This window comes from Pararhodobacter sp. (assembly GCF_036802785.1).
GTDB lineage: Bacteria > Pseudomonadota > Alphaproteobacteria > Rhodobacterales > Rhodobacteraceae > Pararhodobacter.
In genome coordinates, this window is the sequence record NZ_DAIRVN010000073.1 from 1 (window position 1) to 25,647 (window position 25,647).

Here is a 25,647-nt window from a genome sequence, read left to right on the forward strand (position 1 = left end):
ACTAGGCAGGGGGCGGCGGACGGGCTATCCCTTGTAGGATTTGATCAATTATCAGGCACCCGGATGCAGAGCACCGACACCCATGCCCTTCTGGCCAAGCTGCCGGAACATGAGGCCACCTATCGCCGCTTGCGCGACATGGTCCTGTTCGGGGTTATGGCGCCGGGGCAGAAGGTGACGATTCAGGGCATCACCCGGTCGCTGGACGCAGGCATGACCCCGGTGCGCGAGGCGATCCGCCGCCTGACCGCCGAAGGTGCGCTGGAGTTGCACGAGAACCGGCGCGTCTCGGTTCCGCGGCTGACGCCGTCGCAGCTTGACGAGATTTCCTTTGCCCGGCTGGCGGTGGAGCCCCGTCTGGCGATGGCGGCGATGGCGCGGATGCGTCCGCAGGATATCGAGGCACTGGCGCGGATTGACGGCGAAATTGACGCAGCCATCGAAAGGATGGATGTGCATGGCTATCTGGCCGGGAATTTCCGCTTCCATTTCGCCATTTACGAGATTGCCGCCGCCCCGATTCTTCTGTCGCTGACCCAGTCGTTGTGGCTGCGCTTTGGCCCCTCGTTGCGGGTTGTGATTGAGAGTGAGGCCAGTATCGGCCCCGACCGCCACCGCGATGCCATGGCCGCGATGCGGGCGCAGGATGCGCGCGCGCTGTCCGAGGCGATTGAGGCTGATATCGCGCAGGGCATGGAGCGGGTCCGCACCGAGCTGGAAAATGCGGCATCCGGCGGGGCGGAAGAGGGCGGGGCCGAAAAAATTTGATCAAATCCATTGCGGCGCAGGAAATTTGATCATATTATCTTCGGGACCGAATCTGCCTGGCCTTTGCCGGGCCAGCAGGGGATGCCTTCATGCAACAGATATCCAACCATATGCCCACCGCCGAGCTTCAGGCGCTTGATGCGGCGCATCACATGCACCCGTTCACCCAGAATGACGGGCTGGCGAAGAAAGGCGCGCGGATCATCACCCGCGCCAATGGCGTCATGCTGACTGACAGCGAGGGCCATGAGATCCTTGATGGAATGGCGGGTCTGTGGTGCGTCAATATCGGCTATGGCCGCAAGGAAATGGCTGCTGTGGCCGCGCGCCAGATGGAAGAGCTGCCCTATTACAACACGTTTTTCCAGACCAGTCATGTGCCCGCCATCGCCCTTGCCGCGCGCATTGCCGAACTGGCGCCGGGCGATCTGAACCATGTGTTCTTTGCCGGTTCGGGCTCTGAGGCGAATGACACCAACATCCGCATGGTGCGCCATTACTGGGCGCTCAAGGGCCAGCCCGAGCGCAAGGTGATCATCAGCCGCAAGAACGCCTATCACGGCTCTTCCATGGGCAGCGGCAGTCTGGGCGGCATGGCGGGGATGCATGCGCAAGGCGGCATGCCGATTCCGGATATCGCCCATATCGACCAGCCCTACTGGTATATGGAGGGTGGCGAGATGACGCCCGAGGAATTCGGGCTGGAGCGCGCGCGCCAGCTGGAAGCCAAGATCCTGGAGCTTGGCGCAGAGCGGGTCGCGGCGTTCATCGGTGAGCCCATTCAGGGCGCGGGCGGGGTGATTGTGCCGCCAGCGACCTACTGGCCGGAAATCCAGCGCATCTGCGACAAATACAACATCCTGCTGATCGCCGATGAGGTGATCACCGGGTTTGGCCGCACCGGCAACTGGTTTGGCAGCCAGACCATGGGCATCAAGCCGCATATCATGACCATCGCCAAGGGCCTGTCGTCAGGTTATGCGCCGATCGGCGGGTCGGTTGTCTGTGATGAGGTCGCCCAGACCATCGCGCAGGATGAGTTCAACCACGGCTATACCTATTCCGGCCATCCGGTCTGCGCTGCCGTGGCGCTGGAAAACCTGCGCATCATCGAGGAAGAGGGCATCGTTGAGCATGTCCGCGATGTGGCCCACCCGTATCTGGCTGAGCGTTGGCATGCGCTGGCCGATCATCCGCTGGTGGGTGAGACCAGCCTTGTGGGTCTGATGGGCTCGCTGGCGCTGACGCCGGAGAAGGGCAAGCGCGCGCGCTTCGCTGCTGATGCCGGCACAGCGGGCTATATCACCCGCGAGCGTTGCTTTGCCAACAATCTGGTGATGCGTCATGTGGGCGACCGCATGATCATATCGCCGCCGCTGGTCATCACGCCCGCACAGATCGACATGCTGATCGAGCGGGCGACCAAGGCGTTTGACGAAGCCTATGCCCAGATCAAGACCGAAGGGCTGCTGAAGGCCGCGTGATGGACCTGCTGACCGCCAATGACCGGCCCGGCCAATACCCGCACTCATGGTATGCTGAGACCGCCACGCCCTTGCCCCTTCAGCCCCGCGCCGAAGGGGAGCTGGCCTGCGATGTCTGCGTCATTGGCGGCGGCTTCACCGGCCTGTCGGCGGCGCTTCATCTGGCGGAGCGCGGCTATGACGTGATCCTGCTGGAGGGGCAGCGGCTGGGTTTCGGTGCCTCCGGGCGCAATGGCGGGCAGGTCGGCACCGGCCAGCGGCAGGATCAGGACTGGCTGGAAAGCAAGCTTGGCAAGCCCACGGCCCGCGCGCTGTGGGATCTGTCGCTGGAATCGGTGGCGCTGGTGCGCGATCTGGCGGCGCGTCATGCGCCCGATGCGGGCTATGCGCCCGGGATCATCCATGCCGCGCACAAGCCCGGCTATGTGCCTGACATGCACGCCTATGCCGAAAAGATGGCGCGCGATTACAGGTATGACCAGATCAGGCCCCTATCGCGCGATGAGATGCGCGCGATGGTCGGCTCACCCGCCTATCATGGGGGCGAGATTGACAGGGGCGGCGGGCATCTGCACCCCTTGCGCTATGCTCTGGGGCTGGCACGGGCGGCGCAGGCGGCGGGGGTGCGGCTATATGAGCAGTCGCGCGTGACGGCGCTGACCCATGGTGACCCGGCGCTGGTGAAAACCGACCACGCGCGCATCACCGCGCGTTTTGTGGCGCTGGGCTGCAATGGCTATCTGGGCGGGCTGGAGCCGAAGGTGGCCGCGCGGGTGATGCCGATCAACAATTTCATCGCCGCAACCCGGCCGATGAGCGACACGGAGCGCCGCGCGGTGATCCGTGACAACCACGCCGTGGCCGATTCGAAATTCGTGATCAACTACTTCCGGTTTTCCGAGGATAACCGCCTGCTGTTCGGTGGCGGTGAAAGCTATGGCTACCGCTTTCCCACTGACATCAAGGCCAAGGTCCGCAAGCCGATGGAGGCGATCTTTCCTCAACTGAAGGGGATCGAGATCACCCATGCCTGGGGCGGCACATTGGGGATCACCTTCAACCGGATGCCGCATTTTGAGCGGCTGGCGGGAAATGTGCTGTCGGCCTCGGGCTATTCGGGGCATGGGGTGGCGATGGCCACGCTGGGCGGCAAACTGCTGGCCGAGGCCGTCGCGGGGCAGGCCGAGCGTTTTGATGTCATGGCCGCCGTGCCCAGCCCGCGCTTTCCCGGCGGGGCCTCGCTGCGCGCGCCGCTGCTGGTGGCAGCGATGCTCTGGTTCTCATTGCGTGACCGGCTCTGAGCCGGCGATTCGCGGTTTTTCGTTTATTTTCTGTAGCCTGACGCCTTGTGCTCAAAAATCCGCCATCCGCGCGGGGCCTGCGCGTGGCGGATGCGCAACAGGGCTGCGGCGGCCAGTGCGGTAAAACACAAGCCATTGTGGATGATCAGGGAACAGCCGCAAGGCGCGGCAAGTCCTTGGATTGAATCACCTTTTCCCCAATGGGTTGCAGTTTTACGACTTGCCTAGCTGCCATCGCCCTTTTTTTGCCGGGCAACACACCTTCGGGGGATCGTGTGACAGATCAATGCCGCCGGACCGTGTTGTTGGGCATCGGAGCATGCTGTCTTGCCGCCGGCACCGGGGTTGCCGGGCCGGGGCAGGCGCAGGATCTGCGCGCGCTCGCCGCCGCGCAGCCGCTGCTTCCCATGCCGCGCCTGACGCGCGCGCATGGTCTGGTCAATCTCAGCCGGGTGGATACGCAGCAAAGCGAGGTCGCGCTGACCTTTGATGATGGCCCGCACCCTCTGCACACGCCGCGCCTGCTGGATATTCTGGCCGAGCACCGGGTGCGCGCCACCTTTTATGTCATCGGCACGCAGGTGCGCCGTTTCACCGAGATCGCTCAGCGCATCGTCGCCGAGGGGCATGAACTGGGTAATCACACCTGGCATCATCCCACACTGACCGGCTATGACGATGGCCATGTGCTGTCCGAGATTGACCGCACGCAAGAGGTGATCTGGCAGGCCGTGGGGCATCTGCCCGTCACCTTCCGCCCGCCCTATGGTGCGATCAGCCAACGTCAGAGCCGGATGCTGCATGAGCGGCGCAACCTGCCCAGCGTCAACTGGTCGGTCGATCCGCAGGACTGGCGGCGCCCGGGGGCTTCGGTGGTGGCACAGCGGATGATTGACGGTGCCCGCCCCGGCGCGATCATTCTGGCGCATGATACCCATGGCGCTACCGTCAGTGCCGTGCCCGAAGCGATCAGCGGGCTTCAGTCGCGCGGCTTTCGTTGCGTCACCATGTCCGAACTGCTGGGATGGGGCCATTGGGGCCCGGCTGCCGCGCGCCATGAGCATGTCGCGCAGCCCCGCAGCGATCAGAGAGGCCCTGTTATCCCTGATTTTGCTGGCTGAACGCCCCGCCGCCACGTCCCGTTCATAACCCCGTTCCGCGGGCGCGATATGATGCACACCTGCTCTGGCGCTGCCAAGAGGAGTGTCATAAATATTTTCTAAAATGACATACAGGCTTCACAAACGAAAGATATCGCAGCAAAGTGCACAAATTCGCGCATGTCGCGACAAAGAGCGCACAATGATTTTGCAACAGAAGGGGTCTTCCATGATCATCCGTAGTCTTCTCGCCGGAACGGCGCTGTCGCTGAGCTTCGCGGCCTCTGCCGCGCAGGCACAGGTGACGATCAACTGGTGGCACGCCATGGGTGGCGAGCTGGGCGAATTGCTGGAAGGGGTTGCCGAGGGCTTCAACGAATCCCAATCTGACTACCGGGTCGTTCCGAGCTTCCGTGGCACCTATGCCGAAGCCATGACCGGCGCCATCGCAGCCTTCCGTGCCAACCAGCAACCGCATATCCTTCAGGTATTTGAGGTCGGTACGGGCACCATGATGGCGGCCGAAGGCGCGATCTATCCGATCTACCAGCTGATGGCCGACCATGACGTGCCGTTTGATCCGTCCGCCTATCTGGACACGATCGTCAGCTACTACACCGACCCGGATGGCAACATGCTGTCCTTCCCGTTCAACTCCTCCACCCCGATCATGTATTACAACCGTGATGCGTTCGAGGCTGCCGGGCTGGACGCCGACACACCGCCCGCCACCTGGGATGACATGGTCGAAGCCTCGCGCGCGATCGTCGAATCAGGTGCCGCGCCCTGCGGTTTCACCACCTCCTGGCCCAGCTGGGTCATGCTGGAGAACTTCAGCGCCTGGCACAACATCCCGCTCGGCACCCAGGCGAACGGCTTTCAGGGCTTCGACACCGAGTTCGTCTTCAACAACGAGCATGTCGCCCGCCATTGGGACAACCTGAAAACCTGGCAGGACGAAGGTCTGTTCCGCTGGGGCGGTCCCGGACCGGGCCCTGACGCATTCCCGGCTTTCTACGCGGGTGAATGCGCTATCGTCTTCGGTTCCTCGGCCAGCCGCGCAGGCGTGCTGCGTAACACCGATTTCGAAGTCGGCTACGGCTTCCAGCCCTACTACGACGACATCGAAGGTGCGCCGCAGAACACCATCATCGGTGGCGCCACCCTCTGGGTGCTGACCGGGCATTCCGACGAAGACTACCACGGCGTTGCCCGCTTCTTCGAATACCTTTCGCTGCCCGAAGTTCAGGCGCAATGGCATCAGGACACCGGCTATCTGCCGATCACTCAGGCCTCGTTCGACCTGACCCGCGAGCAGGGTTACTATGACGAGAACCCGGGTGCCGACACCTCGATCCGGCAGATGACGCTGAACCCGCCCACCGAAAACTCAAGCGGGATCCGCTTCGGCAACTATGTGCAGATCCGCGATGTTGTCTCGGAAGAGATGGAAGCGGTGATGACCGGCGCCAAGACCGGCCAGCAGGCCACCGATGAGGCCGTCCGCCGTGGCAACGCGCTGCTGCGCGAATTCGAAGCCTCGATGAACTGATCCAGACGACATTGGCCCGCCCCCGCATTGCCGGGGGCGGGCTGCCTTCTGTCGGCCTTCAAGCCCGGAAAACGCCCGATGCAGACCAAGCGAACAACCTTCTCCAACTCGTGGCTGCCCTACGCGCTTCTGGCGCCGCAGGTCATCATCACGCTGATCTTCTTTGTCTGGCCCGCCACGCAGGCGCTGCTCCAGTCCGTTTACCGGCAGGGTGATGCCTTTGGCGTGCGCCCGCCAACCTTCGTTGGTATGCGCAACTTCATGTTGCTGTTCGACGACGCGCTTTATCTGAACTCGCTCAAGGTGACTCTGATCTTCTCGGTCGGCACCACGCTTCTGTCGATGTCGGTGGCGCTTCTGTTCGCGGTGATGGTCAACCGCATGATCCGCTCGAAAGACACTTATACGACCTTTCTGGTCTGGCCCTATGCGATCGCGCCGGCCATTGCGGGTGTGTTGTGGTGGTTCATCTTCAACCCAAATATCGGCATCCTGCCCTATGTGCTGGAAGGCGTGGGTTATAACTGGAACCACCGCTCATCGAGCACGGACGCGATGGTCCTGATCATCATCGCCGCCGCGTGGAAGCAGATCTCCTACAACTTCCTGTTCTTCCTTGCCGGGCTGCAATCCATCCCGCACTCCCTGATCGAGGCTGCCGCCATCGACGGTGCCAGCCGCTTCAAGCGCTTCTGGAATATCGTCTTCCCCCTTTTGTCGCCGATTACCTTCTTCCTGCTGGTGGTGAACATCGTCTATGCGATGTTCGACACGTTCGGCGTGATCCATGCGACGACTGAGGGCGGGCCCGCGCAGGCCACCAACATCCTTGTCTACAAGGTGTTCCGCGATGGCTTTGTCAATCTCAACACCGGCTCGTCGGCGGCGCAATCGGTCATCCTGATGGGTATCGTCATTGTGCTGACCGTCATCCAGTTCCGCTATATCGAGCGGCGCGTGAATTACTGAGGGGGCGGGAACATGGTTGAAAACAATCGCTGGGGCAACTTCTTCGCCCATCTGGTGCTGATCCTGGGTGTCGCCATCGTGGTGTTCCCGGTCTATGTGGCGGTGATCGCCTCCACCCATCCGTCGGGCACTTTCCTGCGCGGGGTGATGCCGCTGCTGCCGGGGCCGAACGCGATAGAGAACTATCGCACCGTCATTTTCGAGGGGCGCTCGCGTGCGGGCACGCCGCCGATCGGCGGGATGCTGTGGAACAGCTTTGTCATGGCGATGGCCATCACGATCGGCAAACTGTCGATATCGCTGCTCTCGGCCTTCGCCATCGTCTATTTCCGCTTCCCCTTCCGCATCTTCTTCTTCTGGGTCATCTTCCTGACGCTGATGCTGCCGGTTGAAGTGCGGATTGTGCCCACCTTCCAGGTGGTCGCCGATCTGGGGATGCTCAACTCCTATGCGGGTCTGTCGATCCCGCTGATCGCCTCGGCCACGGCCACTTTCCTGTTCCGGCAGTTCTTCATGACCGTGCCGGAAGAGCTGATGGAGGCCGCCCGCGTCGATGGCGCGGGGCCGATGAAATTCTTCAAGGACATCCTGCTGCCCCTGTCGATCACCAATATCGCGGCGCTGTTCGTGATCATGTTCATCTATGGCTGGAACCAGTACCTCTGGCCGCTGCTGATCACCACCGATCCCGAATACTACACCATCGTCATGGGCATTCAGCGCATGGTCACCGGCGGCGACAGTGAACCGCTGTGGCACCTTGTGATGGCAACCGTGACCCTGGCCGCGCTGCCGCCGATTCTGGTGATCCTGTTCATGCAGCGGCTGTTCGTCAAAGGCCTGACAGAGACGGAGAAATAAACATGGCCTCTATTCTGATGGATGACCTGCACAAGGTCTACGCCGGGGGCGTCAAGGCGGTTACCGGCATCAGCCTCGACATCAAAGACGGCGAAATGATCGTGCTGGTCGGCCCCTCGGGCTGCGGCAAGTCCACGCTTCTGCGCATGGTCGCGGGGCTGGAAACCATCACCACCGGCACACTGAAGATCGGTGACCGGGTGGTGAACGATCTGGAACCCGCCGACCGCGATATCGCGATGGTGTTCCAGAACTATGCGCTTTATCCGCATATGACGGTCTACAACAACCTTGCCTACGGGCTGAAGAACCGCAAAACCGCCAAGGCCGAGATTGATCGCCGGGTGCAGGAAGCGGCGACGATGCTTGAGATTGCCCCGTTTCTGGACCGCAAACCGCGCAACCTGTCAGGGGGCCAACGCCAGCGGGTGGCGATGGGCCGCGCGCTGGTGCGCGAACCGGCGGCCTTCCTGTTCGATGAGCCGCTGTCAAACCTCGATGCCAAGCTGCGCGTGCAGATGCGTGTCGAGATCAAGCAGTTGCAGAAACGGCTGGGCACCACCTCGCTCTATGTGACGCATGACCAGCTGGAGGCGCTGACACTGGCCGACCGGCTGGTGGTGCTCAACGGCGGCATGATTGAACAGGTCGGCACGCCGATGGAGGTCTATAACAAACCCGCCTCGCTCTTTGTGGCAGGTTTCATCGGCTCTCCGGCGATGAATATGTTTCCGATTGAATACCTGCGCGAAAACGGCGCGGTTTTCCCCGCCAACCTGCCCGCGGGCACTGACCTGATCGGCATCCGGCCCGATGAGCTGACCCTGATCCCGCCCGAAGGGGACCAGCTGGCCGTCAGCGGTACGCTGATGCTGCTGGAACCGGCGGGGGCGGAAAGCCACCTTTACATCCATCTCGATGGCAGCGCTCAGCCGATTGTCATGCGTGTTCAGGGTGTTCCCAGCATGCAGGAAGGGCAGACCATCCGGATGCATGCCTCCGTCGAAGCGCTGCACCCGTTCAGCAAGGCGACCGGGCGGCGGACGGACTGAGCGCGGCGGCGGCCTGTAGGAACGGATATCGGCTCCGTTCCGGCCATGGCCCGGGCGCGGGGTGAAAAGGAAGAAGGGGGGCGTTGCCCCCTCTGGGCCGTTGGCCCATTCACCCCCCAGCGTATTTGCGGCAAGATGAAGGGGGGTGGCGTGCCCATGCCATTCCGGGAAAACCGCAGCAAAACGCATGAGAAAATCACCCTCCGCCGGGGCGGAGGGCGCTGAAAAAAGCCAAGCTGGAAAACGAACCACTAAAGGTTGAATGATACCCTTGGGTGTCAGGATCTCACAACTGTGAGAAGTGACAGGTTTTCAGGGAATCAAGTGCAGGTTGATTGCGGTGGCGATGGCCTCAGCCCGGCTGCGCGCCTGAAATTTGCGGCGGACATTCTCAAAATGGAATCGCACGGTGCGCGGGCTGATCCCCACGGCCTCGGCAATTTCGGCGTCATTGAGCCCGCGCTGCGCCAGCGCCAGCAGTTCAACCTCGCGCAGGCTCAGCAGCGGGCGGGTGTCGGCGCCGGTGGGTGTGAAAAGCTGGCGCATCCGGTCATGTGCATGTTCCGCCAGAAACTGCAGCAGCGTGCGCTGTGGGCCCACAGGATCAGGGCCCGGGCCGGTCAGCGAGACCACGCCACGGTAGCCCTGTGCCCGATAGACCGGCACCAGCAGGCCGTGCGGCTTGCCGTAGGATGCGAGCAGGTCCAGAACCTCGCGTTCCCCGGCGCTGGGAAGAAACCCCGCCAACCCGTCGCGGATCTGCCGGAACGAAACCGGCGCGCAGGTCAGGGAAAGCGCGCGCAGGCCGGGATCGCGCTCAGGCATGCGGCGGTCAATGTAGATATCCCAGAAGCCGACGGGCAGATTGTCGATGGTGAAGGCGGTGGGGTAGGGGTTGTCGGGCGGCGGGAAAGCTCCGATCACATAGGTGTCGAAGCCCAGTGGCTGTGTCAGCCGGATCAGCGCCTCGCCCACCGCCGCCGCGCTGTGCAGCGCCGCGATCCTGCAAGGGAAGCGGAACAGCGCCAGCTCCCCGGGGCCTGACCCGGGCGCGCTGGTGTGTGCGGGGTCAACAGACATACCCTTACCCTACCTGAACAGCCACTTGTTTCAACATGTGAAATTTCCGCGCCCTCCGCTGCCGGCTGCGCCACTGCGTTGCCCTGCGTAGCAGCAGCCTGCCCGGCATGCCCCGCCGACCCGGCAAACGGGGCTGGTTGACGGCGGGGGAACCGGGCGCGATGGATGTTGACTCTCTGGTCAAAGCATAGAAGTGTGAGAGAATTGCGGGCGGGGCGGCAGGGCGCTGCCCCGATCAAAACGCAAGTAAAAACAACAAACCAATGGGAGCCTGTCATGTCGATGACGATCAACATGAAAACACTGCGCCAGAGCCTGATGGCCGGTGTAGCCGTCGCTGCGATGACCCTCGCCGCCGCGCCGTCCGAAGCCGAAACCCTGCGCTGGGCGCGTGTGGCTGATGCCCTCACGCTGGACCCGCACAGCCAGAACGAAGGGCCGACCTCGACCCTTCTGCACCATATCTATGAAACGCTGGTCAGCCGCGCCACCGACGGCACGCTGCAGCCGCGTCTGGCGACCGAATGGTCCATCCACCCTGACGATGAAACCATCTGGGTGTTCAAGCTGCGCGAAGGCGTGACCTTCCACAACGGCAATGAATTCACTGCCGAAGACGTCGTCTTCTCGGTTGAGCGGGTGCGTCAGGAAAGCTCGGGGTTCAAGGCGCTGCATTCGGCCGTCACCGGCGCCGAGGCGATCGATGATTACACCGTCCACATCCAGATGGCGGGCCCTTCGCCGCTCTATGTGCAGAACCTGACCAACTTCTTCATCATGGACAGCGACTGGGCGGCTGAGAACGATGTCGCGATGCCGCAGAACTTTGCCGCCGGTGAAGAGAACTACGCTGTGCGCAATACCAACGGCACCGGCCCCTACACGCTGGTTTCGCGCGATCCGGAAGTGCGCACCGTTCTGCAACTGAACGAAAACCACTGGGCCGAAGCGCCGCAGGTGACCGAGATCATCTACACCCCCATCGCCGAAGCCGCGACCCGCGTTGCCGCGCTTCTGTCGGGCGAGGTTGATCTGGTGCAGGACGTGCCGGTGCAGGACATCGCGCGCCTTGAGCAGACCGATGGCGTTACCGTCACTACCGGGCCGGAAAACCGCAACATCTTCTTCGCCTATGACATGACCTCCGAGCGCCTTGCCTCGGCCAATGTCGATGACAACCCCTTTGCCAAGCCCGAAGTGCGTGAAGCCATGGCGCTGGCCATTGACCGTGATGCCATCCGTCAGGTGGTGATGCGCGGCCAGTCGCAGCCCTCGGCCGCACCGCTGCCGCCCTTCGTCAACGGCTGGACCGAAGAGATGGACAGCTATTCCGCCCCGGATTATGAGCGCGGCGCGCAACTGATCCGCGACGCGGGCTATGACAACGGCTTCTCGGTTGACATGCACTGCCCCAATGACCGCTACCTGAACGACGAGGCGATCTGTCAGGCGCTGGTCGGTATGCTGGGCCGCATCGGCATGAACGTGAACCTGGTGTCGCAGACCCGCTCGCTGCACTTCCCGCTGATTGAAAACTGGGAAACCGATTTCTATCTGCTGGGCTGGGGCGTGCCGACCTTTGATTCGGCCTATGTGTTCGACTTCCTGGTGCATTCGCGTGAAGGGGCCTATGGCGCCTATAACGGCTCGCGCTACAACAACACCGAGCTGGACGCCAAGATCGAAGCACTGGCAACCATGACCGATCTGGAAGCCCGCGATGCGCTGATCGCTGAAATCTGGGCCGAGGTGATGGAAGACCGCGTGTTCCTCAACGTGCATAACCAGCTGCTGGCCTATGCCTCGCGCTCGGGCATCAACGTCGAGGTTCACCCTGAGAACCAGCCGCATATGGCGAACGTAACGTTCGACTGATCCGTGGCTTGACGCTTGCGCCTGCGCGGGATACCCCGCGCGGGCGCTTCCATTTGGGTCTGCAATGCTGACCCAAATCGGGCGTGCCCCTTTCCGGAGGTTCCCCAGATGCTTGCCTTCATCATCCGCAGGGTTCTGCAATCGGTCCTCGTCATGCTCGTCGTGGCGCTGGTCTCGTTTTCACTGTTCCGCTTCGTCGGTGATCCGATCAATTCGATGGTCGGGCAAGAGACGTCGATCGCTGACCGCGCGGCTTTGCGCGACGCGCTTGGCCTCAATGATCCGTTCCTGATGCAGTTCGCCCGCTTTGTCGGCAATGCGATTCAGGGCAATTTCGGCATCTCCTACCGGCTGCAACAGCCGGTGATGGAGCTGATCCTGTCACGCCTGCCTGCCACGATGGAACTGGCGCTGGTCTCCGGCATTGTCGCCTTTATCTTTGGGGTGGGCTTTGGCGTCTATACAGCGCTCAGGCGTAAAGGCTGGGTGTCCAACACCATCATGACCGTGTCGCTGATCGGTGTGTCACTGCCGACCTTTCTGATCGGTGTGCTGCTGATCTGGGTGTTTGCGGTAGAGCTTCAGTGGCTGCCCTCGTTCGGGCGCGGGGATGTGGTTGATCTGGGCTGGTGGCGCACCGGGTTTCTGACCCATTCGGGCCGCCTTTCCCTGATCCTGCCCGCCATCACGCTGGGGCTTTACCAGATGACGCTGATCATGCGTCTGGTGCGTGCCGAGATGCTGGAGGTGCTGCGCACCGACTACATCAAATTCGCCCGCGCCCGGGGCCTGACCAACCGTGCCGTGCATTTCGGGCACGCGTTGAAAAACACCATGGTTCCGGTGATCACCATTACCGGCCTGCAACTGGGTTCGATCATCGCCTTCGCCATCATCACCGAAACGGTGTTCCAGTGGCCCGGCGTGGGCGCGCTGTTCATCAACTCGGTCCGCTTTGTCGATGTGCCGGTTATGGCGGCCTATCTGATGCTGATCGCGCTGATTTTCGTGGTGATCAACCTGATCGTCGATCTGCTTTACTATGTCGTCGACCCGCGCCTGCGTGTTGACCGCGCCAAGACCCGCCACTGAGGGGGCCAGAATGAGCGACAATTCCCAGATACCCGCACCCCGCAGCCGGCTGTTCCGCGCATGGGACAGCGATGTGGCCTATTCCTTCCGCTCCTCGCCCGTGGCCATCGTGGCCGGGGTGGTGGCGCTTGTGATCATCCTGCTGGCCGTGCTGGCGCCGTGGATCGCGCCGCACAACCCCTATGACCCCTCCAGCCTGAACCTGATGGACGGCTTCACCCCGCCGATGGAGCCCAACGCCTTCACCGGCAACACCTATTGGCTGGGCACCGACAATCAGGGGCGCGACATCTTCTCAACCCTGCTTTACGGCGCGCGGATTTCGCTGTTCGTGGGCTTTGCGGCGGTGGTCTTTGCCATGGTGCTGGGCATCTCGGCGGGGCTGGCGGCGGGCTATCGTGGTGGCTGGGTGGACAGCCTGCTGATGCGTGTGGCCGATGTGCAGCTTTCCTTCCCGTCGATCCTGATTGCGTTGCTGATCTTTGGCGTAGCGCGCGGCTTCATCCCGCCCGCTTACCGTGAGACGATGGCGATCTGGGTGCTGATCGTCGCCATCGGCCTGTCAGACTGGGTGCAATACGCGCGTGTGGTGCGCGGGGCGACGATGGTGGAAAAGAACAAGGAATATGTGCAGGCCGCCCGTGTGATCGGTGCGCATCCGCTGAAAATACTGGTGCGCCATATCCTGCCCAATGTCATGGGGCCGGTGCTGGTGATCGCCACCATCGGCCTTGCGCTGGCAATCATCGCGGAAGCAACGCTGTCATTTCTGGGGGTCGGTGTGCCACCCACCCAGCCGTCGCTCGGCACCCTGATCCGCATCGGTCAGCAATACCTCTTCTCGGGCGAGTGGTGGATTCTGCTGTTCCCGTCACTGACCCTGCTGGCGCTGGCGCTGGCGGTCAATCTGTTGGGCGACTGGTTGCGTGACGCCCTGAACCCGCGTTTGCGTTGAGGGGGATGCGCTGATGGCCCAACCGCTTCTTTCCGTCCGCGACCTGATCGTGGAATTTCCCACCCGCCGCGGCACGTTGCGCGCCATCGACAAGGTGTCGTTCGATATCCATGAGGGCGAGGTGCTGGGCATGGTCGGCGAATCCGGCGCTGGCAAGTCCATCACCGGCGCCGCCATCATCGGCCTGATCGAGCCGCCGGGCCGCATTGCGGGCGGCGAGATCTGGCTGCGTGGCCAGCGGATCGACAACCTCCCGCCCGAGGCGATGCGCCGTATCCGCGGCAAGCGGATCGGCATGGTCTTTCAGGACCCGCTGACCTCGCTCAATCCGCTCTACACCGTGGCGCAGCAACTGATCGAGACGATCCGCACGCATATGGATATCTCGGAAAAAGCCGCCCGCGCGCGCGCTGTGGCGCTCCTGGACCGGGTCGGCATCCCCGCCGCCGCCCGCCGCATTGATGACTACCCGCACCACTTCTCGGGCGGAATGCGCCAGCGCGTGGTGATCGCGCTTGCGCTTTGTGCCGAGCCGGAACTGGTGCTCGCCGATGAACCCACCACGGCGCTCGACGTGTCCGTGCAGGCACAGATCATTGATGTGCTCAAGGAAATCTGCGCCGAACGGGGGGCAGCGGTGATGCTGATCACCCATGATATGGGCGTGATCGCCGAAACGGCAGACCGGGTGGCAGTGCTCTATGCCGGGCGTCTAGCCGAAATTGGCCCGGTGCGCGATGTGATCACGGCAGCCGAGCACCCCTATACGCAGGGGCTGATGGGCTCCATCCCCACGCTGACCCAGACATCGGACCGGCTGGTGCAGATTCCCGGCTCGATGCCGCGCCTGAATGCCATCCCGCAGGGCTGCGCCTTCAACCCGCGCTGCCCGCAGGTGTTCGACCGCTGCCGCGTGGAGCGGCCCGAGGCCATCGACCGGGGCGGCAGGCGGCAGGTTGCCTGCTGGCTCTATGACGGCGTGAAGGGGGAGGCGGGCAATGTCTGATGTGCTGCTCAAGGTCGAAGGGCTGACACGCTATTTCGACGTTTCCAAACCCTGGCTCAACCGGGTGATCGAGCGCGAGGAGAAGCAGTTTCTCACCGCAACCGCCGATGTGAACTTTGAAATCAGGCGCGGCGAGACCTTCGCGCTGGTGGGCGAGAGCGGCTCTGGAAAATCGACCATCGCCAAGATGATCGTGGGGCTGCTGGAGCCCTCCGAAGGCAAGATCACCTTTGACGGACAGGAGATGAATTTCGCCTCCGGCGCTGCCATGCGCACCCTGCGTCGCCGTTTCCAGATGATCTTTCAGGACCCGTTCGCCAGCCTCAACCCGCGCTGGCATGTCGGCGATATCATCGCCGAGCCGATCCGCACCTTCGGGCTGGCCAAGGGCGCCGATGTCATGCGCGAAGTGGGGCGGCTGCTGGATACGGTGGGCCTGTCGGCGGCGGATGCCAGCAAGTTCCCGCATGAGTTCTCAGGCGGTCAGCGCCAGCGCATCGCCATTGCCCGCGCGCTGTCGTCGAAGCCCGAATTCATCGTGTGTGATGAGCCGACCTCGGCGCTGGATGTGTCGGTGCAGGCGCAGATCCTGAACCTGATGCGTGACCTGCAGGATGAATTTGGCCTGACCTATCTGCTGATCTCGCATGACCTGTCGGTGGTGCGGCATATGTCAAACCGGATCGGTGTGCTGTATCTGGGGCGGCTGGTCGAGGTGGCTGAGGGCAAGCGGCTGTTCACCGACCCGAAGCACCCCTATTCGCGGATGCTGCTGGATGCGGTGCCGGATCTGGCGCTGTCCGGGCGGCGGCGTCAGCAGGTGCAGGGGGAAATCCCCAACCCGATCAATCCGCCCCCCGGCTGCACCTTCCACCCCCGCTGCGCCCATGCGTTCGAGCGCTGCAAACGCGAGATTCCGCAGCCGGTAGATGCCGGTGGCAGCCTCGCCGCCTGTTTCGCGGTGGAAGAGGGGCGGATCTGAAGCGCTGAGCGTCGGGTAAGGGGTGCGACAGAAGCGCTTTCGGAGGTGCTTCCCTCGGCGCGAACCGCTCCGGGGTCAGGCGCTGTCTTCCGCGCGCCATTTGATCGAGCAGCCGATGGATGGATGCTGGTCGCGCGGCCCCTCGCCGGTTTCGGCGATCTGGCGCATGGCCTCATACAGCTCGCGCCTGGCGCCGGTTGGGGGCGGGTTGCGGCCATGGGCGTCCAGCCGGCCGCGATACTGCAGCTCCCCGGCCGCGTTGAAGCCAAAGAAGTCCGGCGTGCAGGCCGCGCCGTAAGCGCGCGCCGTCTCCTGACTTTCGTCATGCAGATAGGGAAAGGGAAAGCCGCGTTCCTGCGCCAGTTCCTGCATCGGCCCGAAACCGTCTTCCGGATAGGCCGTGGCATCGTTTGAACAGATCGCAGCCACGCCGATTCCCAGCGCATTCAGGTCCTGCGCCACACGGATGATCCGGTCCAGCGCGCCCAGCACATAGGGGCAGTGGTTGCACAGGAACATCACCACGGTGCCTTTGGGGCCTGCGATGTCGATATAGCTCAGTGTCCGGCCATCGGTTGCGGGCAGCCGGAACGACGGCGCTTTCCAGCCGAAATTGCAGACAGGGGGTGTGGTGGCCATGAGCGGATCCTCGCATTTTGCGAAGATTTAGCTTGGCCACTCTGGCGTTGCCCTGTCAAGCCACGCGATGGGGTCAGGCGGCCAAGGCACGGCGCAGCGCGCGCGACAGCTTCCCGGTCAGCTCACCGATCTGCGCCTCGCTGACGATGAAGGGCGGGGCAAGCAGGATGTGGTCGCCGCGCGCGCCATCGATCGTGCCGCCCATCGGGTAGCAGATCAGCCCCTCTTCCATCGCGGCGGCCTTGACCCTGGCATGCAGTTTGCGGGCCGGGTCAAAAGCCGCCTTGCTGTCACGCTCCGCCACCAGTTCCAACCCGCGGAACAGGCCGCGCCCGCGGATATCGCCGATATGCGGGTGCTGGCCGAATTCGGCCTGAAGCGCGTCCTGCAACTGATCGCCGCGCGCCCGCACCTGCGCCAGCAATCCGCGCTCATGGATAACACGCAGAACGGCACCGGCACCGGCGGCGGCCATGGCGTGGCCCATATAGGTGTGGCCGTGCTGAAAAAAGCCTGATCCGGCATCGACGGCGTCATAGATCTGCTTTGACACCAGCAGCGCCCCGATCGGCTGATAGCCCGCGCCCAGCCCCTTGGCGATGGTGATCAGATCGGGCGCCACCCCGTCCTCGTCGCAGGCAAACAGATGGCCGGTGCGGCCCATCCCGCACATCACCTCATCAAAGATCAGCAGCACACCGTGCCGGTCGCAGATTTCGCGAATGCGTTTGAGGTAGCCGGGAACGGCAGGCACGGCGCCCAGCGTGGCGCCCACCACCGGCTCAGCGATGAAGGCCATGACGGTTTCCGGCCCCAGCCGCTCGATCTCGGCCTCCAGTTCATTCGCCACGCGCTGGCCATAGTCCCACTGGCTTTCGCCATCGGCGCGGTCGCGGTATTCGTAGCAGGGCGCGATATGGCTGACCTCGGCCAGCAACGGCGCGAATTGTGCGCGTCGCCACAGGTTGCCGCCCGCCGCCAGCGCGCCCAGCGTATTGCCGTGGTAGCTTTGCCGCCGCGCGATGACCCGGTGGCGTTGCGGCTGGCCGATCTCAAGATAATACTGGCGCGCAAGCTTGATCGCCGCCTCGACAGCCTCAGACCCGCCGGACACCAGATAAACCCGTTCGATCCCTTCAGGCGCTGCCGCGATCAGGCTGTCGGCCAGCGCCTCGGCGGGTTCCGAGGTGAAGAAGCCGGTATGGGCAAAGGCCAGGCGGTCAAGCTGTTCATGGAGGGCGGCGCGCACATCGGGGTCGGAATGACCCAGACAGGACACCGCCGCCCCGCCCGAGGCATCGAGATAGCTTTTGCCCCCGGCGTCGATGATGTAGCAACCCTCGCCGCGCGCGGCAGTCGGCAGGCGGCCGCGCGTGGAGCGGCCGAAAACATGGTCAGGCATTTCAGTCTCTCACGACATAGACAGAGCAGGCCGCGTGGCGCACAACGCGCGCGGCATTGGGGCCCAGAAGGTAGTCCTTCAGCGCGGGCCGGTGGGAGCCCATGACGATCACATCCACCCGCAGCTTTTCCGCCGCGCGCAGGATTTCATCATAGATCGTGCCGTGCAGCACATGGGGATGAACCTCCACCGGGTCAGGCACATTCTGCGCCACCCAGTCTGCCAGCCCCTGACCCAGCGCATGCAGCGCCTCGCGCTCAAAACCCTTGCGGAAGAAGCTGCCGACCTGTGACACGCCGAATTCCGGCAGCACGCTGACGACATGCAGCACGCCGTCTGCGCCCAGAATGGCCAGTGCCTCGGCCAGTGGTTTACGCCAGCTTGCCGGGTCTGACAGGTCGATCGGCAGAAGGACAATGCGGGAGATGGGCATGGTCATGGCTCCGGTTCAGAAGGCGGGTTTGGTCTGGCGACGGCGCTGGAAGAAGATCACCAGCCCCAGAAGCAGCAGCGCGGGAAGATAGAACACCTCTTTCGGCATTCTGTCCGCGCGGCGCTGCACCTCGGTGATCTCCACCATCTGGGCGCCATAGAAATCAAAGCCCGAAAGCGCGTCGGCATAGGGCGTGGCGGGCAGGGGCTCTTCCATGATCATCTGGTCGCCTTCGGGCATCAGCCACAGGCCTGTCGCCTCCAGCCGCTGTTCGGGCGGGGTGTCATCAATGCGCATGACCAGCGTGGTGCGCGTGGCCGATCCGGTGGTGAAGCTGGGCCCGCCGACCGTGAGGCGCAGCTCCTCGCCCGCCTCCGCCTCTTGCAGGACCTGCTCAAACTGCGACGGGGGCAAGGTTTCAAACGCGGGCTGTACCCGGTTGAGCCAGAAGTTCGGCACGAACAGCGTGAAGGCGACCAGCAGCAGCGCGACCGTTTCCCAGATGCGCGACGGGCCGAGGAAGTAGCCCTGGGTGGCGGCGGCAAAGAGCAGCATGGCGAAGGTCGCGGTGATAAAGACCACCGCCGCCTCGAACAGGCCCGCGGCTGTGCCCAGGTCGATCCCGTAGAGGATCAGCGCGGGGTTGTAGATAAACAGGAAGGGCAGCGCGACGGTGCGCAGGCTGTAGAAAAAGGCGATGATCCCGGTCTTGATCGGATCGCCGCCAGACACGGCGGCGGCGGCGAAACTGGCCAGCCCCACCGGCGGTGTCACATCGGCCATGATACCGAAATAAAAGACGAAAAGATGCGCGGCGATCAGGGGCACAATCAGCCCTTCCTGCGCGCCAAGGCTGACAACCACACCCGCCATCAGCGACGACACAACGATGTAATTGGCTGTGGTCGGCAGCCCCAGCCCAAGGATCAGGGAAAAGACACCGACCAGCAGCAGCATCAGGAACAGGTTGCCCATGGCCAGCAGCTCCACCAGCCCGGCAAGCTCGGTGCCAATGGGCGTGCGGGTGACGGTTGCGACGATGATGCCCGCAGCGCCGGTGGCCACCGCAATGCCGATCATGTTGCGCGCGCCCGCAATCAGCCCGTCCAGCAGGTCACGCCCACCGGCGCTGAATTCCGGGATCCATGCCTGCCCGCGCATCAGCGCCTTGAGCGGTCGCTGGGTGATGATGATGATCAGCATCACCATCACCGCGTAGAAGGCCGATTTTGCGGGCGACTGGCGCTCGACCATCAGATACCAGACCAGAACAATGATCGGCAGGATGAAATGCAGGCCGGTCGGTACCACCTCGGCCATCACCGGCAGGGTGATGCGTTTCTCGTTGGGGTCGTCCAGCTCAAGGTCCGGCTTGCCCGATGCCACCCAGAGCGAGCCCAGATACAGCGCCAGAACCACGGCACCCACAATCAGGCCCGAGGCCGCGGGCACAGTCGCGCGCAGCATCCCCACGCCCCAGATTGCGCCATAGAACAGCACACCCGCCACGGCAAAACCGATCACCGCCTTGATGAACATCGCCAGCAGGCTTTTGGATTCCCCCAGCGCGGGCATGTCCTTTTTCAGTGCCTCAAGATGCACAATGTAGACCAGCGCGATGTAGGAAATCACCGCCGGGATGAAGGCATGCTTGATGACATCAAGGTATGAGATGCCGACGAATTCGACCATCAGAAAGGCCGCAGCACCCATCACCGGCGGCATGATCTGCCCGTTGACTGAGCTGGAAACCTCGACCGCGCCAGCCTTTTCGCTGGAGAAGCCCACGCGCTTCATCAGCGGAATGGTGAAAGTGCCGGTGGTGACCACATTGGCGATGGATGAGCCCGAAATCAGCCCCGTCGCGGCTGAGCCAACGACGGCGGCCTTGGCCGGGCCGCCACGCAGGTGGCCAAGGCCCGCGAAGGCCATCTTGATGAAGTAATTGCCTGCCCCGGCCTTGTCGAGCAAGGCACCGAACAGCACGAACAGGAACACGAAGGCCGTGGAAACACCCAGCGGAATGCCGAACACCCCCTCGGTGGACAGCCATTGCGTGTTGATGATCGAATTCATGCTCAGGCCGCGATGGGCGATCAGATCAGGGATCAGCCAGCCCTCGCCGAACCAGGCATAGGCCATGAACAGCGCGCCGACGATCGTCAGGGCCGGGCCAAGCGCGCGGCGGCTGGCTTCCAGCAGCACCACGATACCCACCGCGCCGACATAGAGCTGGTTCTGCGTCGGCAGGCCAGAGCGCGCGCTGGTCGCCAGTTCGCGTGAGAACCAGAAGATATAGAGCGCACAGCCCGCGCCGATGATCGCCAGCGCCCAGTCGTAAAGCGGGATACGGTCGCGCGGAGATGTCTTGAGCGCGGGATAGGTCAGAAACGCCAGCGCCAGCGCGAAGGCCAGATGCATGGGGCGCGTCTGGTCAGAACCCAGAATCCTCAGGAAGGGGATGTCCCCGGCAAACCAGAACTGCGGCTCGGCGATCCAGATCTGGAACAGCGACCATGCCAGTGCCAGCCCGGCGATCAGTCCGGCCACCATCCGGTTATGCGGGGTGCGCGCGCCGCTGTCGGCGCTTGCGACCAGATCCTGCAGCTCCTGATCGGTGAACTTGCGGCTGCCTTCGGGTTTGATCTCGGCCATGTTCTGCTCCCGCTTCCGCTGCTGTCGTTACTGCTGCCGCAATGTTCCGCTCATGAAAGGGGCCGCGCAAGCATTTTGTCTTGCGCGGCCCCGGTCTTTTCAACGGATGGAGGTTATTCCATCAGCCCGGCTTCGCGGAAATACCGCGCTGCACCGTCATGCAGCGGGGCGGAAAGGCCGTCGCTGACCATTTCGGCGGGGTCAAGATTGCCCAGTGCGGGGTGCAGGCCACGGAACTGGTCCATGTTTTCAAAGATCGCGCGGGTGACATGATAGACCACGTCTTCCGGCACATCGGCCGAGGTGACGAAGGTCGCGCCGACGCCAAAGGTGGTCACATCGCTGTCGGTGCCGCGATACATCCCAGCAGGGATCGTGGCCATGCGATAATAATCGCGTTCATCAACCAGCGCGCGGATGGCGTCGCTGTCCACATTCACCAGCACGCTTTCGCAGGCCGTTGTCGCCTCCTGAATGGCACCCGAAGGGTGGCCCACGGTGTAGACCATGGCGTCGATATTGTTGTCGCACAAAGCCAGCGCCTGCTCGGCGGGCGGCAGCTCCGACGCCTGTGCAAAGTCGTCGACGGTCCAGCCAAGTGCTTCGAGAACAACATCCATCGTTGCCCGCTGGCCCGAGCCGGGGTTGCCGATGTTCACGCGCTTGCCGCGCAGATCCTCGAAGGTGGTGATGCCGGCATCGGCGCGGGCTACCACGGTGAACGGCTCCGGATGCAGCGAGAAGACCGCGCGCAGGCCTTCAAACGCGCCGGTGTCGGCGAACATTTCACTGCCGTTGAAGGCATGGAACTGGATATCGGACTGCGCTACGCCGAATTCCAGCTCGCCCGAGCGGATGGCATTGACGTTGAACACCGACCCGCCGGTGGATTCCACACCGCAGCGGATACCATGTTCTGCGCGGTCACGGTTGACCAGACGGCAGATTGCGCCGCCTGCCGGGTAATAAACCCCGGTCACGCCGCCGGTGCCGATGGCAACAAAGCTCTGCTGGGCAAAGGCCGGGCCGGAAGCCAGAAGCGCGGCGGCGGCAATGCCGGAAAGAAGCGGTTTGTTCATGAGAACCCCCCAAAGGTTGTCTGTAAAATTACGTTTGCCCGTTCCGGGCGCAGTGCCACGAACGGATCATCGTTAAAAAGAAACAAATGTGTTGCGAAAGTCAACTTGATATTCAAATGTTTCCCCCCCGTCCCTCACCGTCAGCATACGCATCATGACCGCTTCGCCGCCCCCATTTGCCGATTCCGATGCACTGGTTGCCCGCCTGCGCCAGCTTGCCGAGAGCGGCACGCCGCAGGTGGGGGCGCTGGCGGCATGGCTGTCTGACCGGCCCGAGGAACTTGCCTTTCACTCGGTCCGCACGCTGGCGCTGCGCGCAGGGAGCAACGCCAATACCGTGATCCGCCTTGCCCGTGCGCTGGGTTTTGCCGGGTTTGAACCCTGCCGGGCCGCCGCGCAGCAGGCGATGCGCGGGCGCGCGCTGACTTACGGCGCGCGGGTGGGCGCGCTGGCGGGGCGGGCCGAGGCCGATCTGGGGGCCGAACTGCACGCCGCCGCGCGCGAAACGGTCGCGCGCGTTTTTGCGCCCGGGCTTTCGGCATCGCTGCTGGAATGTGTGCCGCTCATTCAGGGTGCGCGGCAGGTGCAGTGCATCGGTGTGCGCGCCTGTTTCGGGCTGGCGAATTATTTCACCTATGTCGGCTCACTGGCCCATGCCAATATCCTGCCCACGCCAGCCCAACCCGGCCTGATCATGGACAGTCTTGCGGGCTGCGGCGAAGGCGATGTGGTGATCGCCATCACCTTTGCCCATTATTCTGCCGAGGTGGTGCGCGCAGCCTCGGTGGCGCGCGGGCAGGGGGCGCAGGTGATCGCCATCACCGACAGTCAGGCCTCACCCATTGCGCGCGGCGCTTCGGTGGTGCTGTGCCCGCCCATGCTGGGCCCGCATGTGATGCCAAGCCTTGCCGGTGCCTTCCTGCTGATCGAGACGCTGCTGGCCCATCTGGCCGCACAGGATGCTCAGGCACAGGAACGGGTGCGCCGGTTCGAGGAACGATTGTTGCGGCTGGGGGCGTATGTTCCGGGCATGCCGGACCCGGCGGGGTAAGCTTTTTGGCAAGGCGCAACCCGCGCTAGCGGCTCATCCGGTTCAGAAAATCGACCAGCGCGGCGCGGTCCTGCGGGTCAGGCAGGCGTTGTTCGGGCATGCGGCTGCCGGGGGTATAGGCCTCAGGCCCGTGCTCAAACAGTTCGGACACGGTCTGCGGGGTCCAGATGATATCAAGGCTGCGCAGCGCGGCTGAAAAGGCATAGCCCGGCTCGGTGCCGATCCGGCGGCCAAAGACGCCGTGAAGGGTGGGGCCTGCGCGGCTGTTGTCGCCGGGCTCCAGACTATGGCAGACGGCGCAGGCGTGCCAGACCCCGGCGCCCGGGCTGCCGTCATCGTAGCGGTCCGGCGCGGGGCTTGCGGCGCTTCCCAACCGCTCGCCGCTGACCACCGACCAACGCCGGATCGCGCCATCACCGCCGCCGGTCAGCAGCGCGGTATCGTCCAGCGCCAGTGACCAGACCGGCCCCTGACCCGCGCTCACCATGAACCGCTGCGCCAGATCCGCGCTTTCCAGCACCCAGACTGTGCCGTCGATCGCCGCTGCGGCCACCGCGCCGGAACCGGCGGCGACGGCGATCAGCGGCCGGTCGGTCAGAAACCGTTCAGGCAGCAGCGCGCCGTCAGCGGCGTAAAGCCTGAGCGCGCCTTCGGCAAAGGCCACCGCCACCCGCCCGTCAGAGATGGTCAGCGCATTGGGCAGATCAGGCAGGTCAACACGCGCGACAAGCCGCAGCGCGCTGTCATGAACATTCAGCCGCAGATCCTCACCCACGCTGACCATCCGGCCATCGGGCAGATGCCCCAGCCCGGTCAGGCGGCCCTGATGCGCCAGCACTTCCTGCACCCCATGATCTGCCAGTGACAAAAGCGCGATCCGACCGTTCCAGAACCCCGCTGCCAGCGTCGCGCCGTCCGGCGCAAGCGACAGGGCAGAGACCGGCGCCGCGCCATGCGGGGTGGCGAACAACGGCGCATCCGCCGCGCCTTGCCACAGGGCGATGCGTCCGTCCTGCCCGCCGGTTGCCACCATGCCCGCAGGCAGAAAGGCGACCGCCGTCACATTCCCCTCGTGGAAGCGCTGCACCTGCTGCGCTGCGCCGTTTTCCATGTCCCAGAGGATGGCGCGGGTGTCGAACCCGCCCGAAAATACTGCGCCGTCCTGTACCGCCAGCGCCCCCACCGGGCCGCCATGGCCCAGCAGATCCTGCGCGCTCAGCGGTGCGGCAAGCACCGCGAGGCCGCAAAGCAGCCAGCGCAACTGCCCGGCCTCAGTACTGGATCAGGTTCGAACCGGGGTCACTGACCCGCGCGCCTTCGGTGGTGAAGGCGGCGTGGCTGGGTTGCTGGTAGTTCTGGGTCAGAACGTAAAACGCCCCATAACCGAGAACGACGGCAATGACGACGGCAGCGAAAAAGGCTTTCATGGCAGATTTCCTCCTGAAGGAAAGGTTACGCGTTTGTGTCTGATCTTGCTACGATTTTTGTTCCGGTGTTTGCGGCGATGCCGGGGGCGGTTTCTGCTGCTCCAGCGCTTCAAGCACGGCGCGGGCGATGGCCTGATAGATCTGCCCCAGCGCGCCTTCGGGGTCGCGCGCCAGCACCGGCTGCCCGGCATCCGAGGCCTGGCGCAGCGCCATGGTCAGCGGCACCGCCCCCAGAAAGGGCACGCCCAGCCGCACGGCCTCGGCCTGCGCGCCGCCCTGCCCGAAGATCGCATGCTGTGCGCCGCAATCCGGGCAGATGAAATGCGCCATATTCTCGATGATGCCCAGGATCGGCACATCAACCTTGCGGAACATGGTAATGCCGCGCCGTGCGTCGATCAGTGATAGGTCCTGCGGGGTAGAGACGATCACCGCACCCGCCAGCTTCGTGCCCTGCGCCAGCGCCAGTTGTGCATCACCCGTGCCCGGCGGCATATCGACTACCAGCACATCCAGCGCGCCCCAGTCCACATCGGCCAGCATCTGGGTGATGGCGGACATCACCATCGGCCCGCGCCAGATCATCGCGGTCTCGGCATCGACCAGAAGCCCCATCGACATCGCCTTGAGGCCGAAGGCATCCATCGGTCTGAGCTTGCGCCCCTCGGCCATGCGCGGCTTGCCGTGCAGGCCCAGCAGGGTGGGCAACGAGGGGCCATAGATGTCGGCGTCCAGTATCCCCACCTTGCGCCCCTGCGCGCGCAGCGCCAGCGCCAGATTGACGGCAGTGGTGGATTTGCCGACCCCGCCCTTGCCCGAGGCGACGGCGATCACATGCTTTACCCCGGCCAGTGCTGGTGTTCTGGTGGCAGTGGCAGTGGCGG

General features: G+C 63.8%; 23 protein-coding genes. 14 read left to right on the forward strand and 9 right to left on the reverse strand.

Going from position 1 to position 25,647, the window contains the following annotated elements:
- The first annotated feature begins 63 nt into the window (after positions 1-63).
- The 8 genes from V7Q53_RS19020 to ugpC all read left to right on the forward strand — a co-directional run bounded on the left by V7Q53_RS19020 (position 64) and on the right by ugpC (position 9,087).
- Complete coding sequence (locus V7Q53_RS19020) at positions 64-768, forward strand: GntR family transcriptional regulator (protein WP_333830366.1); 705 nt, start codon at positions 64-66, stop codon at positions 766-768.
- An 89-nt stretch (positions 769-857) separates the two neighbouring features.
- A complete protein-coding gene (locus tag V7Q53_RS19025) occupies positions 858-2,252 on the forward strand; it encodes an aspartate aminotransferase family protein (RefSeq protein WP_333830367.1) in 1,395 nt (464 codons plus the stop codon).
- Entirely contained in the window at positions 2,252-3,553 is a 1,302-nt protein-coding gene (locus V7Q53_RS19030; protein ID WP_333830368.1) for an NAD(P)/FAD-dependent oxidoreductase, read from the forward strand. Before V7Q53_RS19025 ends, V7Q53_RS19030 begins: the two co-directional genes overlap by 1 nt.
- Before the next feature lie 275 nt (positions 3,554-3,828).
- On the forward strand, positions 3,829-4,674 hold the full coding sequence (locus V7Q53_RS19035; RefSeq protein ID WP_333830369.1) for a polysaccharide deacetylase family protein: 846 nt from the start codon (positions 3,829-3,831) through the stop codon (positions 4,672-4,674).
- A gap of 208 nt (positions 4,675-4,882) precedes the next feature.
- A complete protein-coding gene (gene ugpB, locus V7Q53_RS19040) occupies positions 4,883-6,205 on the forward strand; it encodes a sn-glycerol-3-phosphate ABC transporter substrate-binding protein UgpB (protein WP_333830370.1) in 1,323 nt (440 codons plus the stop codon).
- Between the two features lie 78 nt (positions 6,206-6,283).
- Positions 6,284-7,174 carry a sn-glycerol-3-phosphate ABC transporter permease UgpA gene (gene ugpA / locus V7Q53_RS19045; protein ID WP_333830371.1) on the forward strand — a complete coding sequence of 297 codons (891 nt, stop codon included), beginning with the start codon at positions 6,284-6,286 and terminating at the stop codon, positions 7,172-7,174.
- Between the two features lie 12 nt (positions 7,175-7,186).
- The gene (ugpE, locus tag V7Q53_RS19050) at positions 7,187-8,035 is read left to right on the forward strand and encodes a sn-glycerol-3-phosphate ABC transporter permease UgpE (protein WP_333830372.1); all 849 of its coding nucleotides are present in this window, start codon (positions 7,187-7,189) and stop codon (positions 8,033-8,035) included.
- Between the two features lie 2 nt (positions 8,036-8,037).
- On the forward strand, positions 8,038-9,087 hold the full coding sequence (gene ugpC, locus V7Q53_RS19055; RefSeq protein ID WP_333830373.1) for a sn-glycerol-3-phosphate ABC transporter ATP-binding protein UgpC: 1,050 nt from the start codon (positions 8,038-8,040) through the stop codon (positions 9,085-9,087).
- A gap of 312 nt (positions 9,088-9,399) precedes the next feature.
- Here the strand turns inward: ugpC and V7Q53_RS19060 are convergent, their stop codons facing one another.
- Positions 9,400-10,167 (reverse strand): helix-turn-helix transcriptional regulator, encoded by a 768-nt coding sequence (locus V7Q53_RS19060; RefSeq protein WP_333830375.1) that lies wholly within the window; start codon positions 10,165-10,167, stop codon positions 9,400-9,402.
- A gap of 276 nt (positions 10,168-10,443) precedes the next feature.
- Here V7Q53_RS19060 and V7Q53_RS19065 point away from each other — a divergent pair, with 276 nt between their 5' ends.
- From V7Q53_RS19065 to V7Q53_RS19085, 5 genes are all read left to right on the forward strand, one after another.
- Complete coding sequence (locus tag V7Q53_RS19065) at positions 10,444-12,042, forward strand: ABC transporter substrate-binding protein (protein WP_333830376.1); 1,599 nt, start codon at positions 10,444-10,446, stop codon at positions 12,040-12,042.
- Between the two features lie 108 nt (positions 12,043-12,150).
- Positions 12,151-13,134, forward strand: coding sequence for an ABC transporter permease (locus V7Q53_RS19070; protein ID WP_333830377.1), 984 nt, complete (start codon positions 12,151-12,153; stop codon positions 13,132-13,134).
- A gap of 10 nt (positions 13,135-13,144) precedes the next feature.
- Positions 13,145-14,089 (forward strand): ABC transporter permease, encoded by a 945-nt coding sequence (locus V7Q53_RS19075; RefSeq protein WP_333830378.1) that lies wholly within the window; start codon positions 13,145-13,147, stop codon positions 14,087-14,089.
- 13 nt (positions 14,090-14,102) lie between these two features.
- The gene (locus V7Q53_RS19080; protein WP_333830379.1) at positions 14,103-15,095 is read left to right on the forward strand and encodes an ABC transporter ATP-binding protein; all 993 of its coding nucleotides are present in this window, start codon (positions 14,103-14,105) and stop codon (positions 15,093-15,095) included.
- Positions 15,088-16,077, forward strand: coding sequence for an ABC transporter ATP-binding protein (locus tag V7Q53_RS19085; RefSeq protein WP_333830380.1), 990 nt, complete (start codon positions 15,088-15,090; stop codon positions 16,075-16,077). The genes V7Q53_RS19080 and V7Q53_RS19085 overlap by 8 nt, the downstream gene beginning before the upstream one ends.
- Before the next feature lie 75 nt (positions 16,078-16,152).
- Here V7Q53_RS19085 and V7Q53_RS19090 read toward each other — a convergent pair whose 3' ends face one another.
- The 5 genes from V7Q53_RS19090 to V7Q53_RS19110 form a co-directional block, all read right to left on the reverse strand.
- Positions 16,153-16,716 (reverse strand): thioredoxin family protein, encoded by a 564-nt coding sequence (locus tag V7Q53_RS19090; protein ID WP_333830381.1) that lies wholly within the window; start codon positions 16,714-16,716, stop codon positions 16,153-16,155.
- A gap of 73 nt (positions 16,717-16,789) precedes the next feature.
- Complete coding sequence (locus V7Q53_RS19095; RefSeq protein WP_333830382.1) at positions 16,790-18,118, reverse strand: aspartate aminotransferase family protein; 1,329 nt, start codon at positions 18,116-18,118, stop codon at positions 16,790-16,792.
- A 1-nt stretch (position 18,119) separates the two neighbouring features.
- Positions 18,120-18,545, reverse strand: coding sequence for a universal stress protein (locus V7Q53_RS19100; protein WP_333830393.1), 426 nt, complete (start codon positions 18,543-18,545; stop codon positions 18,120-18,122).
- Positions 18,546-18,566: 21 nt separating this feature from the next.
- On the reverse strand, positions 18,567-21,206 hold the full coding sequence (locus tag V7Q53_RS19105; RefSeq protein ID WP_333830383.1) for a TRAP transporter permease: 2,640 nt from the start codon (positions 21,204-21,206) through the stop codon (positions 18,567-18,569).
- A 113-nt stretch (positions 21,207-21,319) separates the two neighbouring features.
- Positions 21,320-22,285 carry a TAXI family TRAP transporter solute-binding subunit gene (locus V7Q53_RS19110; protein ID WP_333830385.1) on the reverse strand — a complete coding sequence of 322 codons (966 nt, stop codon included), beginning with the start codon at positions 22,283-22,285 and terminating at the stop codon, positions 21,320-21,322.
- A 154-nt stretch (positions 22,286-22,439) separates the two neighbouring features.
- Between V7Q53_RS19110 and V7Q53_RS19115 the strand changes: the two genes are divergently transcribed.
- A complete protein-coding gene (locus tag V7Q53_RS19115; protein ID WP_333830387.1) occupies positions 22,440-23,336 on the forward strand; it encodes a MurR/RpiR family transcriptional regulator in 897 nt (298 codons plus the stop codon).
- A gap of 25 nt (positions 23,337-23,361) precedes the next feature.
- On the opposite strand, the gene V7Q53_RS19120 is transcribed toward V7Q53_RS19115, so the two are convergent.
- The 3 genes from V7Q53_RS19120 to V7Q53_RS19130 form a co-directional block, all read right to left on the reverse strand.
- Positions 23,362-24,597 (reverse strand): c-type cytochrome, encoded by a 1,236-nt coding sequence (locus V7Q53_RS19120; protein WP_333830389.1) that lies wholly within the window; start codon positions 24,595-24,597, stop codon positions 23,362-23,364.
- A gap of 10 nt (positions 24,598-24,607) precedes the next feature.
- Positions 24,608-24,763 carry a hypothetical protein gene (locus tag V7Q53_RS19125; RefSeq protein WP_333830390.1) on the reverse strand — a complete coding sequence of 52 codons (156 nt, stop codon included), beginning with the start codon at positions 24,761-24,763 and terminating at the stop codon, positions 24,608-24,610.
- Between the two features lie 48 nt (positions 24,764-24,811).
- Positions 24,812-25,647 (reverse strand): Mrp/NBP35 family ATP-binding protein (locus tag V7Q53_RS19130; protein ID WP_333830392.1); only part of this gene is annotated, 836 nt, incomplete at its 5' end.

Bases quoted from the DNA above. Each gene is read 5' to 3' on its own strand.
- V7Q53_RS19020 (WP_333830366.1), top strand. From the start codon at position 64: ATGCAGAGCACCGACACCCATGCCCTTCTGGCCAAGCTGCCGGAACAT.
- V7Q53_RS19025 (WP_333830367.1), top strand. From the start codon at position 858: ATGCAACAGATATCCAACCATATGCCCACCGCCGAGCTTCAGGCGCTT.
- V7Q53_RS19030 (WP_333830368.1), top strand. From the start codon at position 2,252: ATGGACCTGCTGACCGCCAATGACCGGCCCGGCCAATACCCGCACTCA.
- ugpB (WP_333830370.1), top strand. From the start codon at position 4,883: ATGATCATCCGTAGTCTTCTCGCCGGAACGGCGCTGTCGCTGAGCTTC.
- ugpA (WP_333830371.1), top strand. From the start codon at position 6,284: ATGCAGACCAAGCGAACAACCTTCTCCAACTCGTGGCTGCCCTACGCG.
- ugpE (WP_333830372.1), top strand. From the start codon at position 7,187: ATGGTTGAAAACAATCGCTGGGGCAACTTCTTCGCCCATCTGGTGCTG.
- ugpC (WP_333830373.1), top strand. From the start codon at position 8,038: ATGGCCTCTATTCTGATGGATGACCTGCACAAGGTCTACGCCGGGGGC.
- V7Q53_RS19060 (WP_333830375.1), bottom strand. From the start codon at position 10,167: ATGTCTGTTGACCCCGCACACACCAGCGCGCCCGGGTCAGGCCCCGGG.
- V7Q53_RS19065 (WP_333830376.1), top strand. From the start codon at position 10,444: ATGTCGATGACGATCAACATGAAAACACTGCGCCAGAGCCTGATGGCC.
- V7Q53_RS19070 (WP_333830377.1), top strand. From the start codon at position 12,151: ATGCTTGCCTTCATCATCCGCAGGGTTCTGCAATCGGTCCTCGTCATG.
- V7Q53_RS19075 (WP_333830378.1), top strand. From the start codon at position 13,145: ATGAGCGACAATTCCCAGATACCCGCACCCCGCAGCCGGCTGTTCCGC.
- V7Q53_RS19080 (WP_333830379.1), top strand. From the start codon at position 14,103: ATGGCCCAACCGCTTCTTTCCGTCCGCGACCTGATCGTGGAATTTCCC.
- V7Q53_RS19085 (WP_333830380.1), top strand. From the start codon at position 15,088: ATGTCTGATGTGCTGCTCAAGGTCGAAGGGCTGACACGCTATTTCGAC.
- V7Q53_RS19090 (WP_333830381.1), bottom strand. From the start codon at position 16,716: ATGGCCACCACACCCCCTGTCTGCAATTTCGGCTGGAAAGCGCCGTCG.
- V7Q53_RS19095 (WP_333830382.1), bottom strand. From the start codon at position 18,118: ATGCCTGACCATGTTTTCGGCCGCTCCACGCGCGGCCGCCTGCCGACT.
- V7Q53_RS19105 (WP_333830383.1), bottom strand. From the start codon at position 21,206: ATGGCCGAGATCAAACCCGAAGGCAGCCGCAAGTTCACCGATCAGGAG.
- V7Q53_RS19110 (WP_333830385.1), bottom strand. From the start codon at position 22,285: ATGAACAAACCGCTTCTTTCCGGCATTGCCGCCGCCGCGCTTCTGGCT.
- V7Q53_RS19115 (WP_333830387.1), top strand. From the start codon at position 22,440: ATGACCGCTTCGCCGCCCCCATTTGCCGATTCCGATGCACTGGTTGCC.
- V7Q53_RS19125 (WP_333830390.1), bottom strand. From the start codon at position 24,763: ATGAAAGCCTTTTTCGCTGCCGTCGTCATTGCCGTCGTTCTCGGTTAT.